Here is a 16,481-nt window from a genome sequence, read left to right on the forward strand (position 1 = left end):
AGGCGGCGCTTTGCTCCGCCCTTATTTATTTGGGTTTTATGTTCTAAGCAAAACTTTCATTGCTATAGTACAAAAATACTGTCATTGTGCAAAAGTAGTATGTCAGAGCAAAAAGAAGAGCAACAGGGTAACTTCCAGAATAAAGCGCTCAGTGATGTTGAGAAGTTTTTACTCCTGCTCTCCGATCTAAATATTATTGACTCTGAAAAACCTAAAAATCTTCAAAATCTGCAACGCATAGATGATTCAGGGCTATTAAATATTGAGCATAAAGATGATAAATATATAGACATTAAGTCTAGTAAGTCCATCTCCAGACGATTGGAGATCGATCAGGAATTGTCAGCTCAGTCGAAACCTAAATATTTAGATAGGAAATCTTTAGATGTAGAGCGATCGCCAAATGGACAGAACTCATTGGCTAAGCCCATACAAAAATCTCCAGATGAAGATTTTTTAGATATAGCGCGATCGCCTTCTATATACCCTTTCCCTAGTCTGTTAGATGAGCTACCATTTTTAAGAGACATTCAGCCTGCTAATTTAAATGGGTTTGATCAGAATCATGATAAAGATCGACATCATGAAAATTTAAATCGCTCAAATCATAATGACAATGTAATCTTAGAAAAAATTGAATCCTCGACAACGGAAGAAGTAGAGACGGTAAATCTTATCCAAGAGCTTCTTTTTGGCAGTGAAAATGACCAGGTTTCATCTTCACAGATTTCTCAAATAGCATCATTGCAAACCCCTCAGAAAAAATCTCAATCCATTACTCAATTATCTTCTCAAGCGACTTCTCAGAATCCATCTCCATCTGTCACTGCTCCTAGATCCCAATCACATTCACAAAACAATGATTTAGAAGAATTATCAGAGGAGGATGATAAAGCAATTCATATGTTACAGGATATTCTGGTTGTTCCAGAGCTAGAAGACTTACGAAACTTCAAAATTGCAGTTGAGCAAAAGCTGGGAATAGTCGAAAGTCAGGTTAATAATCCTGCAATCATGAACAAAATTGAAGGGTTGGAAAGTTTATTGCAAAATGCTTCTCGCCGACTTTCAGTAATGGATGATGAACAGAGCAATATTCCAATGGAGATTGATAAGGTTAGCGATCGCGTTGCTCAGTTAGAAAATCAAATTAATGAACCAGCAGAATTAGTTCAGCTTTTGTTGCCAATTATTGCTGAGTTGCTCAGCATCAAAGCAGATCAGGCTAGAGAAGAGATGTGTCAGGCGATAACGCCAATTATTGCTGAGGTGATTTTTGAGCGATCGCAACTAGATCGATTGTCCATGAGCCATGCGATCGCCGATCTTTTGCCGAATGCGATTAGTGAACAAATTCGTAGTAACCCTGAGCAAATTGCTAAAGCGCTTGGACCAGAAGTTGGCGCAGCAATTCGCGAACAAATAAGACTTGATCGTGATGAAATCGTTGATGCGCTTGCGCCAGAAATGGGCGCGGCCATTAAGCAACAGATTGTGCTTGAACGTGATGCAATGGTTGACGCGCTCTATCCAGTAATTGGAAATACGATCGCTAAATATTTCGCTGAAGCAATTCGTTCGATCAATCAAAAAGTTGAGCAGACTTTCAGTGTAGAAGGAGTACAACGAAAAATCCGCGCCAAAATGCAAGGTGTTTCTGAAGCCGAATTAATTCTCAAAGAATCTGTCCCTTTTGAAATTCAAGCCATCTTCCTGATCCACAATCTTTCGGGATTAGTAATGATTGACATCCAAAAAAGTGACCTTGATGATTTAATCGATCCCATTGACTCAGATATGCTAGCAGGGATGTTAACAGCGATTCGGAGCTTTGCTAATGAATGCATGTCCAGATCGGAAAGTACGACAGAACTTGATGCGATTAACTACAGTGGCTCCAAAATATTGCTAGAAGTTGCGGGATATTGCTATCTTGCGGTAATCATTCGGGGAGAACCTGACTCAGCCTTAGTAAACAAGATTCGCGATGTATTTGGGCGGATTGTGCAAGTCTATGGCGATCGCTTTAAAGAGTTCGACGGCGATCCCAGTATGGTTCCAATGGAGGCTGAAATTGAACTCAAGACCTTAATGGAATTTGAACATGCTAAAAAATCCAAACAATCACCCAAAACTTTGATTTTTATGAGCTTAGGCATACTTGCTTTAATTTTGGTGCCAATAGGAATTTTTCAATATCAATCTAATCGCGATCGCCAACTTGAAGCTAAAGTTTTAGAAGCCTTAACCAGTACGCCCGAACTTGCCGTCTATCGGCTTAATGTTGCTGCCGATGGCGATCGGCTGAAATTAACAGGCAAATTGCCAAATCAAAATTTACGCGATCGCGCCCTCCAAGTAGCGATCTCTGCCTCAAAAGCAGAAATAGCAAACGGTAAGATTAACAATAATATCTATACCGTCAATATCCCGCCCGACCCTGAACTCGTGGCGAACGAAGTCCAGCGGCTTACTAAAGCCCTAAACTACACTCAGGGGGTGAATATCCAGAGCCAGTTTAAAGATGGGCAAGTAACAATTACTGGACAGATTGAACAGCCGAGCATGATGCCAAAAATTACGCAGGCTTTTACTAAAATTGCAGGAATTAATATAGTTAGTAATGGTGTTACGATCTTGACTCCAAAGCTGTCAACACGTATCTACTTTCCCTTGTGGGTGACAACACTCGAACCATCTGACAACGAAAAGCTAATAGAGGTTAAGTCGTTTCTCGATCTTTACCCAGATTACAATATTAAGATTTTTGTCAAAAATGATAATATTGGCGATCCCTCCATCAACTATCAATTAGGGATGAAACGATCTCAAACGGTTCGAGCTGCGCTATTACAAAAAGGCGTAAATGCTAAACGTTTACATATTTCTGGGATAATAGATACATCTACTCATCAACCCTCTGACCAAATGTTAAGATGGGTAGAATTTCAGCCGATTCTAAAGCCAATGTCCGTATCTAATTAAATGCATTCTCCTGCAAAAGTAGTTTCTCAAAAAATATGTCTTATCGGTGATTTTGGCGTTGGCAAAACCAGCCTAATTCGTCAGTTTGTCGATCGTCAATTTAGTGATAAATACTTGTCTACTGTTGGCGTAAAAATCTCTCGCAAGTTAGTGTCTATTAATAACTTGTCTGATAACACGCCAGTAGATTTAAAACAATTGCAATTGATTGTCTGGGATATTGAAGGGAGTACAAGATTTAAGGCGATCGCTCCTAGCTACCTACAGGGAGCAAAAGGAGCCCTAATAGTTGGGGATGTAACAAGGCAATCAAGTATGCAAAGCCTCAAAGATCATGTGCAACTTTTTCAATCAATAAATCCCACATCTAGTGTAATTATTTCATTAAATAAAGTTGATTTGATTGATAAAAATGAAAGAGAGAATCTATTGCACTCTATCCCAACTGAATTCGCTAATCTCAACATACCTATATATATAACTTCCGCTAAAACAGGTGAAGGTGTAGATGAAACATTCCAAAAACTAGCTCGTCAAATGCTAATGCTAGAATAGGTTAATCTCTGCTGTTAAATATTTGTAATTCTATGATTAAAAATATGTTTGGCAAATAACAATTCGGTATTCTTTTACATCATGAGCTGCTATGAAACAGTCACAACTTCTCAAAAAACTTCTCACTGCTTCAGAGCGATCGTTCATTATGGTTGATCGCCAGCTTCTGATTACTGATACTTCATTCGGAGCCGAGCGATTTTCTGAGTATCCCTACGAGCCATTGCTAAATAAGGATATTCGGAATGCATTTCCAGAAACAATTGGTTTAGAAGAATCTTTTAATAGTATTTGGCTTAACCAAGCTACTAGTTTTACGATTAAAGGGATTTGTCGTTCTACTAATCCCAATAAACCTCTCTATTTTGATTTTTATATCATCGGAACAAATGAATTAGAAGAGGCAGATAAAAATATCATCATCTGTATTGAAGATGTCACAGATATAATGATCATGTCTCAAGCATTAATGCAAAGGGCAAATGAGTCTGATTTAATGGCTAATGCCTTGCAAAGATCAAATGAATATATTGATAAAATCATTTCTGCAATGGCAGATGCGTTGATAGTTACTGATCATCAAGGCAGAATTAAAACTGTAAATCCTGCGGCTATCAATTTATTTGGTTATACCCAAAAAGAGCTAATTGATCGTTCGATTTCTTCATTATTTAAAAATCCCAATCAACTAGAGTTAATTCATCAAAGTCATCTTGAAAATCAATCTGTTAGTGAACAATCTCTAGATAGCGATCGCTATTTTACAAACCTTGAAATATTATGCGTATCGAAAAACAAAGAAGAGATTTTGATCGCATTTTCTTGCTCAACTATACAAAACCAACAAATCGAATACAGTATTGAATCAAATGACAGCTTTGTTTATGTTGGTCGTGATATTACAGAACTAAAACGTAAAGAACAAGAGTTATTAGCTGCCAGACAATTTGCCGAGCAATCTGCCAAAGCTAAAAGTATCTTCTTGGCAAATATGAGTCATGAAATTCGCACTCCCATGAATGGTGTTTTGGGAATGACCGACCTATTGCTTGGTACATCTTTAGATGACCACCAGCAGGACTTTGTCGAAAATATTCGACTGAGTGGCAATCTATTACTCAGTTTGATTAATCGTATTTTGGATTTATCAAAGTTAGAAGAAGGTGAATTGGAATTAGAAAATTCGCCATTTAATTTAGAGCAATGCATAGAAGAAATCCTTGAACTTTTTGCTTTGCAAGTGCATAATCATGGATTGGAACTTAATGCCTGTTTTGAAGAAGGTTTACCTAATTTCCTAATGGCTGATACGGTTAGATTTCGCCAAATCATGATGAATTTAATTGGTAATGCCGTTAAGTTTACTACTGAAGGTGAAATCATTGTGCAAGTCGAACGCGATCGCGCTTTTGAGCAGACTTTAACAATGTCACAACCTCAAATCTATTTACGGTTCTCTGTTATCGATACAGGTATTGGCATTGATCCCGCTAATCAGAACAAGCTTTTTAAACCATTTTCGCAAGTTGATACTTCCACCCATCGTCGTTTTGGTGGAACTGGATTAGGATTAGCGATTAGTCGTCAGTTAGTGGAGTTAATGCAAGGCGAGATTGGTGTATCCAGTCCAGTGATAGATGGAAAAGGTACTTGTTTTTGGTTCAGAATTCCTTTTACTCTTCAGCCACCCCAAGATCAGGAATTTTTGAATTATGATTCGCAAGCTTTAAGTAATCGAAATATTTTAGTGATTTCATCAAATAAACATTCTCGCTACACAATTCGTCATTACCTCACTAAACTAGTTGCAGAAATTTATGAAGCATCAAATATTAGTGAAGCGCTCGCTTATTTGAACTCAAAAAAGCAAGTTGATGTAGCATTAATCGATTGGAGTTTAACTGGTTTTAATGGATCGCAATTAGTTAAACAAATTCATGGGATAGAGAACTTTGCCGACTTACCCCTTATAGCGGTGTTAACTGCAAATCGTCAAGGTGAAATCGAAACAGTTATTAATCAAGGTTTTTGTGGATATGTGACAAAACCTTTCAAACAGCAACGATTATTAAAAGCAGTATTTTTGTCTTTGGGAATTGATCTTCCTGCTTTTGTAAATGATTCACTTTCTTCTAGTACAGTTGTTCCTGATCTTCGTAATAATTCTAAAGAGAAAGGTGGCTTAGAAAAGTTCAAAAACTTAAAAGTTCTATTGGCTGAAGACAATATTGTTAATCAGAAAGTTATAATGACGTATCTATCTCAACTAGGCTGTCAAGCAGAACTCGCTGAAAATGGAGAACAGGTATTGCAGTTAATGCAGACTAAAGATTACGACGTTGTTTTGATGGATTGTCAGATGCCTTTATTGGATGGATATGCAACTACTGAGAGCATTCGCCAACTCGAAGCTACTGCTGAATTATCTAAGCATGTCGTGATCATCGCGATGACCGCTAATGCTTTTACAGAAGATCGTGATCGCTGTTTAGCAGTCGGAATGGATGATTTTCTGAGTAAACCGATCCGCAGGCAACAACTTAAGGAGACTCTTGAAAATTGGATTAGGTAAGCATCGGCTATCATGAAAAAAGTTCTCATTTTAGGTGGCACTGGTGATGCTGTTAAACTTGCTGCGAAACTGGCAACCATTCCCGAAATAGCAATAATTAGTTCTCTTGCGGGACGCACCAAAAAGCCCTCAGCCCTGGTTGGGGAAGTTCGTATCGGCGGATTTGGAGGAGCGGATGGATTAGCTAACTTCTTGAAAGAAAATGCTATAGATTTCCTGATCGATGCAACGCATCCCTGTGCGGGGCAAATCACCATGAATGGCGCGATCGCAGTCAAAGCAGCTAACATTCCCCATCTCATGCTCGTTCGTCCACAATGGGAGAGAGTATCTGGCGATAATTGGATTGAAGTGGAAAGTGTGGCAGCAGCAGCTCAAGCTATTCCTGCATCTATAAATCGAGTATTTATTACATCAGGGAGACAACAACTAGAGCCATTTTTACAGCGATCGCAATTTCATCCAGAAACTTGGTATTTAATGCGCTCCATCGATCCTCCTGACATTGAATTACCCAATAGTGAAGTACTACTTGAGCGAGGGCCATTTAGTTTAGAACAAGAACGCCATTTATTGCGAAAATATCAGATTCAAGCGATTGTAAGTAAAAATAGTGGTGGTGATGCGACCTATGCCAAAATTATCGCCGCGAGAGAATTAGGAATTCCGATTATTATGGTACAGCGTCCTGTAATGCCCGAAGGCGAAAAGGCAACAAGTATTGAAGCAACGATCTCATGGTTGAATCTAAAAACCTCAAAATTAGGTGGCGCTAAATAGGTGAGAATGAGCGGCGCTTTGCGCCGACCATTCTCACCATATAAATCCTTTCCTTTTTGGGACTAGCCAAAATTAGTCTCATAAATGAGAATTATTAGCTTTTCTCAAAATCAATGCTCACAGCATTTTTCAATCAAAACAGAATCAATAAACCTTTGAAAGCATTGCATTGAAACACTTTCAAAAATTTATTGTGGTTCGTCAGCTCGGAAATTGCTGTAATATCTGGATAAAATGGTATAACGTTCCTGACGCTAGCTATAATTAGTGAAACTTGATCTTAATGATAAATAAATTTTAAAGGGATATAACGATTGACATGGGGCGATTAGGCGTTTTACTTCTGAACCTCGGTGGACCCGACAAACTAGAGGATGTCCGCCCATTTTTGTATAACTTATTTTCTGATCCAGAAATTATTCGTTTGCCTTCGCCTTTACTGCAAGCACCTTTGGCTTGGCTAATCTCGACCCTGCGCTTTAAAAAATCTCAGGAAAACTACAAAAAAATTGGCGGTGGTTCTCCGCTACGGCGCATTACTGAAGCTCAAGGACAAGCATTAAAAGCCCAGCTTCAGCAAAATGGTCACGATGTTAATGTCTATATCGGAATGCGTTACTGGAATCCTTTCACGGAAGAAGCGATCGCCCAAATTAAACGGGACAAAATCGAAGAATTAGTCATTTTGCCTCTGTATCCTCAATTTTCAATTAGTACCACAGGTTCTAGCTTTAGATTACTAAATCGCATTTGGCTACGAGATCCAGAATTACAAAAAATTAAATATACAGTTGTGCCTTCTTGGTACGACAATGCAGGCTATCTGCAAGCAATGTCAAATCTGATAGCCACCAAGCTTGATCAAGTTAAAAATCCTAGTGAAGCTTATATATTCTTTAGTGCCCACGGTGTACCTGTCAGCTACATCAAAGAAGCAGGCGATCCTTATCAAAAAGAGATCGAAACTTGCGCGGCTCTAATCATGCAAAAACTTAATCGCGCCAATCCCTACAAGCTTGCCTACCAAAGCCGCGTTGGCCCCGTCGAATGGTTACAACCATATACAGATGTGGCGATCGTCGAGCTTGCTGAGCAAGGCGTAAAAGAATTGGTAGTAGTACCCATCAGTTTTGTGTCTGAGCATATCGAAACCCTCGAAGAAATCGATATGGAATACCGCGAAATTGCTGAACATGCTGGGATTGAGACTTTTGCAAGAGTTCCTGCTCCTGATACTGACCCGATTTTTATTCAAGCTTTGGCTGATGTTGTGACAAAAGCTTTAAGCGATCGCCCCATTACCTTTGCTGAAACTATCCAACCTCAAAAGGACACTAAACTCTATCCTCAAGAGCGTTGGGAATGGGGAATGACCCAATCCGCAGAAGTATGGAATGGACGCTTAGCAATGCTAGGTTTCCTGATCTTGCTACTAGAGCTATGGCTAGGACGAGGAATGTTGGTGCAATAGCAAACCCAAAAAGAAAAGCGCCCGCGTAGCGGGCGCTTTTCTTTTTGGGTTTGCTAAAAGCTAACTAGCTGCTTTAGTTTCACGACGGACAGAGCCATTCTCTTTTGGCTCGCCCTTGATCTTGGTGAGTAGTGAATTCCAACCAAACTTGGTCAAAGCCACAAACCAGTTCCCTTCTAACTCACGGAACATTGCCATATTCATATGAAATGAAGCATTAGCTTCATCAACAATGCGTTCGGCTGTGGCAGCATCTACAGGCAAGGTGTCAAGAGCTTCGCGATAGCGCTTTTTGAATTCACCATGGTTACGAATGTCATCAAATTCATAGAAAGCTGTTCCCTTGTCGTCTTGTAAACCCATTGCCTCTTTAGCAATTTTCTTCAGGATCTGACCGCCTGAAAGATCGCCCATATAGCGAGTATAAGCATGAGCAACCAATAGTACAGGGTCATTAGCCGAAATCTCGCGGATACGAGCAAGATATTTCTCACAAGCAGGGGTAGGCTTAAACTCTTCGCGCCAATTGGAGCCAAAGTAGAACAACATATCAAGTTCTAGACTCTTTTCACGCCATAGTTCGCGGTAATAAAGCTTACTAAGAACTGGATCGTTTTTATGAACTTCAAACTCAGCCTCAATCGCCTTATAAACAAAATAAAGGTTTCCCACAAGTCTGCTGTAGGAGGTTTTGTCAACCACACCTTTTAAAAAGCATTTGATAAAATCGGTACTCTCTGCTGCTGAATGAGATTTTTGTGTGCCTACACGCAAGAGTGTCGCTAAACCTTGACTCATGAGATCTCCTAAATTTTTTTAATTATTTTTAATTTAAAGTGACGTGATTGCTCATATTAGGCAGTGCTTTGCACTACTTCACATGAATTTAAAATTAGTAGTAAAAACAGCAATAAAAATGATTCAAGAAATATATGCTGGGATAAATTAATCCAGATAATTGCAGGTGAATCAAAAAACTGCGATCGCAGCTAAAGCCTCAAAATCAACAGCATTTGACATAAGTTTCAATTATATAAGCCAAGCCATAGAAAAATTTCTAGTCTGTAACAAATTTTCATCTACCATCCCTCCCATATAATGTACCTAGGATCTCCTAATGAGTAGAAGAGCTAAGGTTCATTACAAATTAGATTTTAGTCAAGCTAGCTTGAAGAGGTAATAAATTTTGGTTTTAAGCGGATACGAATACTTACTGGTATTCATCATTGTTTGTACGCTAGTCCCACTATCAGGGCTAGGACTGTCTGCTCTGTTAAGCCCAAAACAGTCAGGAGCCGCAGGTCGTACCACCTACGAATCAGGCTGTGAACCCATTGGGGGAGCTTGGATACAGTTTAATATTCGTTATTATATGTTCGCACTTGCCTTCGTTATATTTGACGTAGAAACGGTATTTCTATACCCTTGGGCAGTTGCATTTAGTAAACTAGGCTTGCTTGCCTTTGTGGAAGCACTTATTTTTATTAGTATTCTCGTGTTAGGTCTAGTCTACGCTTGGAGAAAAGGAGCCTTAGAATGGTCATGAAATCCGAAAATGTTAGTTTGGACTTTAGTATCGAAGAACAAACTCAACGACTTATCAATCCTGCGGCAACTCCTCAAGTTACCCAAGACTTATCGAATAATGTCGTTTTAACAACTCTCAATGACCTCTATAACTGGTCAAGAATGTCTAGCCTATGGCCAATGCTCTATGGCACAAGCTGTTGCTTCATTGAGTTTGCAGCAATGATTGGCTCCAGATTTGACTTCGATCGCTTTGGACTATTGCCCCGTTCTAGCCCTCGCCAAGCTGACCTGATCATTACCGCAGGTACAGTCACTATGAAAATGGCACCAGCGCTGGTTCGTCTCTATGAACAAATGCAAGAACCGAAATATGTAATTGCCATGGGCGCTTGCACAATTACGGGCGGCATGTTTAGCACCGATTCTTACACGACAGTTCGTGGTGTTGACAAGCTGATCCCTGTGGATGTGTATATCCCAGGCTGCCCTCCTCGCCCTGAAGCGATTATGGATGCAATTATCAAATTGCGGAAAAAGATTGGTACTGAAGGATTCAACGAAAGAGCCAATCTTAATCGTACTCATCGCTACTATGCCGTTAAGCATGAAATGAAGGTAGTAAGTCCAATCTTGACTGGACAATACCTAGAAATGCCTAGCCGTATGGCTCCACCTAAGGAATTGGTGGAATCTGGAATTCCTTTACCCGCTTTGCAAATGGCTCAGAAGGAGGTAGAAACCGTTGGCAGATAATCAAGAAAATCAAGAAGCAGCCTTAGCTACTACCGAAGTAACTGCGCCAGTTTCGCAATGGTTAACTAGCAATGGCTTTGAACATGAGTTTTTGGGGCTGGATAAGCAAGGTGTACCAATTCTAAAAATCGATCGCCAGTTTCTTCTGCCTTTCTCAACAGCGCTATATGCCTATGGCTTTAACTACATGATGTGTCAATGTGGTTATGATGCTGGCGCTGGTGATAGTTTGGTGAGTATGTACCATCTCGCTAAGCTGACTGATGAGGGCATTAATAAAAGCGATCGCTTAGAAGAAGTCCGCATCAAAGTATTTCTCCCGCGTACCGATCCGCGTTGTCCATCGGTCTACTGGATCTGGAAAACTGCTGATTGGCAAGAGCGCGAAACCTTCGATATGTATGGCATCATCTACGAAGGTCATCCTAATCTCAAGCGGATTTTGATGCCTGAAGACTGGATCGGCTATCCGATGCGAAAGGATTACGTCACCCCAGACTTTTACGAGTTACAAGACGCATACTAACCAAAAAAGCACCCATTGGGTGCTTTTTTTATCTAAATCAAGTTGCTAGACAGAGATTCTCATATAAAAATCGGTTTTTTGAAAGCCTGCCGAGGGTGGGCTTTCAAAAAACCGATTGTGTTGTTTCCAGCGCCAAAGTCGCTGGAAACAACACAATCGGTTTCATAATTAGAATTGCTGGTTGCTAGATTTGCTGTAGCAATAATTTTGCCAGTTCGGCGAAGCCTAAAAACTCTGATGCTTGAGTAACATACTTTGGGAGATGAGTCATTTTGTCTTGATAGTGCAAGATATTGGCAACTCCCACAGACAGAGGGAACTTGTCAGGATCAAACATTGCCTCATCGTTGGGGCTATCTCCAACAGTTAGAACTTGATACTGATTGAACTCTGGGAAATAGCGCCCTAATATTTTTGTTAAACCTATTGCCTTATCTTGATGCGCGAGTTTGAGATGACATTGGACAGTACTGTAGGTAAAGCCTAAACTCATTTCGTGACATTGCCCTGCGATCGCACTAATCTCATCGGCAGCTAAATCACCCACATCAAAAGTCCAATCGGTAATACGGAACTGATTATCAGAAGATATTTTTAGATTAGAAAATCTATTTTTAATCTGACAGAAAGCATTCTCCAATAGAAGGCGATGTTCAGTTAGGTCAGGAATATCAGAAAGCAAATCTTGCTTACCATCTGGCTGCAAATAGAGTCCACCATTCTCAGCGATCGCTGCCGTGACGGGGAGATAATTAACTAAAGCGCTGACCCATCCCGCTGAACGACCAGTTACCAAAAAAACTTTAATTCCTGATGACTGTAGATCAAGGAGAGTATCGATGAAATTTGGAACAAATTTACCATTCTGGGTAAGAGTACCATCGACATCAGAAGCAATCAAACGAATGTTTGATAGGTCAGCTTGATTGAGATTTAATAGATTCATAAAGCTTGGTCGGTTAGCATTAATAATTATCAAGGCATTGGGTAATGCGATCGCTAATTTTTGGGGATGCTGGCATTTGACATAGGTTTATGACAGCGTACCGTCCGTCTTAGGTAGTAATTTTGGCTGTGTATCGAACAAGCTTAGGGTTGATATAATTTAGAGAACCGCATAGCTAGTAAATAATGAATATTTACAGTTAGGGAATGAGTAAAGATGAAACTTTACATCTGGCGATCTCTATTCCATTTGCCTGTATTGGGCTTGGCGACAATCTTCCTTGTTGCAATTAGTTGGTGTGTGCCAAATGCAGCGAAATCAAAGGATAGTAGTTCTTATGGTTTAGGCATAGTTCAAAATCGATATTATGAAAGAGGAACAGTCAGATGTGCAAATTTAGGCAACCTAGTTGCTGTGGATCTTTTAGCTCCTATTGATGGGGCAAGAACACTTGCAGCACGTCCAACTTTCTATTGGTATATCGACCATAAATCACAAAATGAAGTAAAAAATGAGAAAAGCTTTTATATAGATTTCATTTTGAGAGAAGGTTTTGGTTTTAATGCTAAATCAATTTTTAGATCGCGCTCGGTAGATATTCTTAAAGATAAGTCTGGACTATATAGGTTTACACTGCCTCCCAATTCTCCTAGTTTGGAGATCAGTAAAACTTACTCTTGGCATATTCGCTATGTGCAAGCTAATAGTGAATATGAAGACTTAAATAGTAGTAATCAAATTGACACTAAAGCAATTGTCAAGCGGGAAAGTAACTCATCAGTAATCGAGCGAGTAAAAGAAGCTTCAACAAATCTAGAAAAGGCGAGAATCTTTGCGGAAAATCTCTATTGGTATGATGCTCTAGATGAATATACTCAATGGATTGATTCAAATCCTAATGACATGCAAGCTTCTAGTGAGCGACTGTCAATGTTAGAGCAAATAATAGAAAGAAATCCTAGGCTGAAATGTATTGGCAAATACAACGTAAACAATTCAAGCTTGATTAATTCTAAACAATCAACACCACAAATCATGAAATTGCAATCTCCATAACTATAATGACAATGCAAGATATAGCTAGGAAAAATCAAAGCCCAAAAAATAGTGGCGGCGCTTCGAGCCGCTACTATTTTTTGGGCTTTATGCCTTACGCAACGCTTACATTGCTACAGTAAGTAAAAAACTCTTCCTATAAAAAATCTACTGGTTCGGATTTGGGTGTAAAGCGCTGTAATTGCAATCCTAAATTATTAAAAAAAGCGCACCTGAGTGCGCTTTTTTTTAATAATAAGCACCCCAAAAAGAGATGATTTATATCTATTCGCCTAGCACTTCAGCGAATAAAAAACAAACCCAGTAAGGTTTTGAGATTCAAGAAATTGCGTTGCCATTTCTTGAATTGGTATTATGGAGTGTATGGATAGTTATAATCGCTGCGCTTACGCCAGTCCATTTCATTATTGACAACTTTAAGTAAACATTCTTCAACGATAAATGGTGCATTGCGCCAATTGATATCATCGCGATGCAAGATCCAACTTAGTTGCTCCAATGATTCTTCTAGCTCCGCTTCAAAACGGGCTAAAGGCAAAGGAACTTTTTCAATATTTGGAGCCTCTACGCAAACAGCGATCGCCTCTTTGAGAGCTGCAACTACCTCTTTACCGTAAACTTCTCGCGCTCTCAGTCTTAAAGATTTGTAGCCTTTTTCTGAAGTTGCATACATGGGAGGGAGCCGATTTAATACATAGGCAGTTGCTTCACCGAGATCCACTGTTTCCGCGATCGCAGGATGTAATTTTTGAACTTGATGGTAAGCAAGAGACAGTACTAATTTTTCTAATACATTACTGAATTGATAATTAACATCCACCATGTAAGTCTGAAAATCTCTAGCTTTTTGCTGATCTTTGCTTGGATTGACTGAAGTTTGAACCTGTCTACCTTTCCAAGAAATCTCAGGTTGCTTACGCTCAAAAGCTGTTTCATCTCCTCCAGCTGCTGCTTCTCGTCTACCTGTAACCAAGTAGGTATTACTTACAGCACTTTTGAGCTTAACTGTCAGCAAGGCATTCTCTAGAGCCGTGGGAATATCCTTCCAAGATGCATTTTCTGCGCCTAAGATTTGCTGGAGTGCCGCAAGGGAACGTGCATGACTGGCGACCTCTTGCGATGGTAGAGGTCTTGAGTCTCTTAATGCATCAGGCTTAACACTGACTAGTGCTCGTCGAACTGCGGATTCAATTTGCGATCGCATTTCGGTTGTAGCTTTTTTGCGTTGTCTTAGCCAACCTAATTTTGATGTTGCGTACATCGGTGGTAAGCGGTTTAACGCATAGGCTGCAACTTCGCTTAAGTTAATCTGATCGCGGCGGTATTGGGGTAAATGAGAAATTTGTAAGTCAATTTCTGCAATTACCAATTCCTCTATTGCATTTTTGCAACTTTGCATATCAAGCCGTCCCAAACCTAATATGAAATTGAAGTGTTTCTAAGGTTAAAAAATATCAGTTTAGACTAAATTGCAGATTTTTTGGAATTGCAGATTAATCAAAATTAAAATGATTAAGACATTATAGCAATGGACTCAGTAGGTAGTCGTAATTAAATATAAAGCCCAAAAAACTGTGCTGCCCGCGCAGCGGATTAGCACAGTTTTTTGGGCTTTATTTATGCCGAGGTACTTACTTTGATTTTTTGCTCCGATCAATTCGATATAGCCATAGCATTAAAGCTAAAACCCCAATCTGCAAGGCAAAGTTTCCCAAATTTGACTCTAGGTCACCATTTCCAGCAATTAATCTTGCAAAAAAAACAACCGCACCAATAAATCCTGAGCCTGCAAGGGTCATATAGATAAATAGGCGGAGACCACGATATGGGGATTTGGCTTCACGCCTAAGACGCTCGTATTGTTCAGGATTTAGTTTAGACACGATTTTATTGTTATTTATAAAGGTGATCGCGAAGCGATCACCTTTATATTATTTTGATTTCATCGCCGTGCGATCGCATAGCCAGATCGTATTCCCTGTGATCAATCGTGATGGATATTGATTGATATCGCCTTTGGGCGCTAACACCGCAGTTAAAGCTTTTGCTTTCGCAGCTCCTTCGATCATGAAAATAATCTCTTTAGACTGATTAATCAAAGGCACGGTCATCGTGATCCGAGGTTGTCCATCTTTTTCGCCGACGGTTACAAGACGATCAATAACTTTGAGTGCCTTAGTATGTGGAAATAACGAAGCTGTATGCCCATCATCACCCATTCCTAGCAACATCAAATCAAATTGAGGAATTTCTCCCGTACTCACACCGAAAAATTCTTGAATATGCTGCTCGTATTTTGCCGCCGCGATCGCAGGATCATTAGCATCAGTGGGGACTGCATGAATATTTGACGCAGGAATTGCTACGCGATCAAGCCATGCGGTACGAGTCATACCTTCATTACTTTGAGGATCGCTAACAGGTACATAGCGCTCATCTCCCCAGAAAACATGTACCTTTGACCAGTCCCATTCTTTATTTGCTAAAAGTTCATACAAGACGCGAGGTGTGCTACCACCTGCGGCGACAATAGTAAATCTTTGACTTTTAGCGATCGCTTCATCATAGGCAAGCTGGCACAATAACAGCGCTCTTGAGGTGATTTCAGCGCGATCGTTCCAAATTTCTACCTGTCTAGCCATAAAAAATACCTCTGTTGCGAATGAATAATGAGAATGAACTAATGATGCGTTTTGTATATTTTTTTATAAATATCGGTTTGAACAATATCAATCAATTGCAGCAATTATGAAACCAATTTTGAGGATTTCAGACCCTATATGGCTGAAATCCTCAAAATTGGTTTTGATGAATCAATCCTGAGAGAGGTGTCATTTATTTCATTTTGTGTGATTTTTAACAATACTAACGAGCAAATGTACTAACCTATAAAATGTTAGAACAATATTAAGGTTAAGGTAAATCGTCATGACACCTGCTATCATACGCCTCTTCTGGGACTCAGTCAGTCAAGCACAGCCAAATCTACTCTTAAATCTTGATGATGATGGCCTGATGAGTTGGTTGGTTGATCAAGTCCAGCAGCGCTCTTCACTCGACTCCCACCAACAAAATGACCTCAGCAATTACATTAGTAATCGCTTGCCCTTAATTCGGGAAATGGCATATCAGAACTAGGCTGCTCGACGGTTGGACTCTTTAAATTTGGTTTAAATTTTAATATTTTATTTAGATTTTGACTATGCTTTATCAATTTTCACGGATTATGACCTGATCATTGAAGAGGCAAAACCATAAATATTTGGGGGATTTTTCTAGAGGGGGAAACAAGGTTTTTGACGATCCT

15 protein-coding genes are annotated in these 16,481 nt (G+C 39.7%); 10 read left to right on the forward strand and 5 right to left on the reverse strand.

Going from position 1 to position 16,481, the window contains the following annotated elements; all coding sequences use genetic code 11:
• The first annotated feature begins 99 nt into the window (after positions 1-99).
• The 5 genes from PseudUWO311_RS03835 (at position 100) to hemH (ending at position 8,363) form a co-directional block, all read left to right on the forward strand.
• Positions 100-2,985 carry a BON domain-containing protein gene (locus PseudUWO311_RS03835; protein WP_142653755.1) on the forward strand — a complete coding sequence of 962 codons (2,886 nt, stop codon included), beginning with the start codon at positions 100-102 and terminating at the stop codon, positions 2,983-2,985.
• Positions 2,986-3,540 carry a Rab family GTPase gene (locus tag PseudUWO311_RS03840; RefSeq protein WP_142653756.1) on the forward strand — a complete coding sequence of 185 codons (555 nt, stop codon included), beginning with the start codon at positions 2,986-2,988 and terminating at the stop codon, positions 3,538-3,540.
• Between the two features lie 91 nt (positions 3,541-3,631).
• Positions 3,632-6,112, forward strand: a complete 2,481-nt coding sequence (locus PseudUWO311_RS03845) for a response regulator (protein ID WP_142653757.1) — start codon at positions 3,632-3,634, stop codon at positions 6,110-6,112.
• 12 nt (positions 6,113-6,124) lie between these two features.
• Positions 6,125-6,892, forward strand: a complete 768-nt coding sequence (locus PseudUWO311_RS03850; RefSeq protein ID WP_142653758.1) for a cobalt-precorrin-6A reductase — start codon at positions 6,125-6,127, stop codon at positions 6,890-6,892.
• 319 nt (positions 6,893-7,211) lie between these two features.
• Positions 7,212-8,363, forward strand: coding sequence for a ferrochelatase (hemH, locus tag PseudUWO311_RS03855; RefSeq protein WP_142653759.1), 1,152 nt, complete (start codon positions 7,212-7,214; stop codon positions 8,361-8,363).
• Between the two features lie 60 nt (positions 8,364-8,423).
• Here hemH and PseudUWO311_RS03860 read toward each other — a convergent pair whose 3' ends face one another.
• Positions 8,424-9,161: a heme oxygenase (biliverdin-producing) gene (locus PseudUWO311_RS03860; RefSeq protein WP_142653760.1), complete on the reverse strand. Its 738-nt coding sequence runs from the start codon at positions 9,159-9,161 to the stop codon at positions 8,424-8,426.
• A gap of 385 nt (positions 9,162-9,546) precedes the next feature.
• Here PseudUWO311_RS03860 and ndhC point away from each other — a divergent pair, with 385 nt between their 5' ends.
• From ndhC to PseudUWO311_RS03875, 3 genes are read left to right on the forward strand one after another with little or no spacing between them, the layout of a single operon-like run.
• Positions 9,547-9,909 carry an NADH-quinone oxidoreductase subunit A gene (gene ndhC / locus PseudUWO311_RS03865; protein ID WP_103667558.1) on the forward strand — a complete coding sequence of 121 codons (363 nt, stop codon included), beginning with the start codon at positions 9,547-9,549 and terminating at the stop codon, positions 9,907-9,909.
• Positions 9,906-10,646, forward strand: a complete 741-nt coding sequence (locus PseudUWO311_RS03870) for an NADH dehydrogenase subunit K (protein ID WP_190303390.1) — start codon at positions 9,906-9,908, stop codon at positions 10,644-10,646. Before ndhC ends, PseudUWO311_RS03870 begins: the two co-directional genes overlap by 4 nt.
• The gene (locus PseudUWO311_RS03875) at positions 10,636-11,172 is read left to right on the forward strand and encodes an NAD(P)H-quinone oxidoreductase subunit J (RefSeq protein ID WP_142653762.1); all 537 of its coding nucleotides are present in this window, start codon (positions 10,636-10,638) and stop codon (positions 11,170-11,172) included. The genes PseudUWO311_RS03870 and PseudUWO311_RS03875 overlap by 11 nt, the downstream gene beginning before the upstream one ends.
• A 184-nt stretch (positions 11,173-11,356) precedes the next feature.
• Here the strand turns inward: PseudUWO311_RS03875 and PseudUWO311_RS03880 are convergent, their stop codons facing one another.
• On the reverse strand, positions 11,357-12,118 hold the full coding sequence (locus PseudUWO311_RS03880; RefSeq protein WP_142653763.1) for an HAD-IIB family hydrolase: 762 nt from the start codon (positions 12,116-12,118) through the stop codon (positions 11,357-11,359).
• 216 nt (positions 12,119-12,334) lie between these two features.
• Here PseudUWO311_RS03880 and PseudUWO311_RS03885 point away from each other — a divergent pair, with 216 nt between their 5' ends.
• Positions 12,335-13,174, forward strand: a complete 840-nt coding sequence (locus PseudUWO311_RS03885) for a DUF928 domain-containing protein (protein ID WP_142653764.1) — start codon at positions 12,335-12,337, stop codon at positions 13,172-13,174.
• 352 nt (positions 13,175-13,526) lie between these two features.
• Here the strand turns inward: PseudUWO311_RS03885 and PseudUWO311_RS03890 are convergent, their stop codons facing one another.
• The 3 genes from PseudUWO311_RS03890 to pgl form a co-directional block, all read right to left on the reverse strand.
• A complete protein-coding gene (locus PseudUWO311_RS03890; protein ID WP_142653765.1) occupies positions 13,527-14,573 on the reverse strand; it encodes a late competence development ComFB family protein in 1,047 nt (348 codons plus the stop codon).
• A gap of 232 nt (positions 14,574-14,805) precedes the next feature.
• Positions 14,806-15,057 carry a DUF3493 domain-containing protein gene (locus PseudUWO311_RS03895; RefSeq protein ID WP_142653766.1) on the reverse strand — a complete coding sequence of 84 codons (252 nt, stop codon included), beginning with the start codon at positions 15,055-15,057 and terminating at the stop codon, positions 14,806-14,808.
• A gap of 48 nt (positions 15,058-15,105) precedes the next feature.
• The gene (gene pgl / locus PseudUWO311_RS03900) at positions 15,106-15,816 is read right to left on the reverse strand and encodes a 6-phosphogluconolactonase (protein ID WP_142653767.1); all 711 of its coding nucleotides are present in this window, start codon (positions 15,814-15,816) and stop codon (positions 15,106-15,108) included.
• Positions 15,817-16,102: 286 nt separating this feature from the next.
• Here pgl and PseudUWO311_RS03905 point away from each other — a divergent pair, with 286 nt between their 5' ends.
• The gene (locus tag PseudUWO311_RS03905; RefSeq protein WP_103667564.1) at positions 16,103-16,312 is read left to right on the forward strand and encodes a hypothetical protein; all 210 of its coding nucleotides are present in this window, start codon (positions 16,103-16,105) and stop codon (positions 16,310-16,312) included.
• The last annotated feature ends 169 nt before the right edge of the window (positions 16,313-16,481 follow it).

It is taken from the genome of Pseudanabaena sp. UWO311 (assembly GCF_006937785.1).
Classification (GTDB): Bacteria; Cyanobacteriota; Cyanobacteriia; order Pseudanabaenales; family Pseudanabaenaceae; genus Pseudanabaena.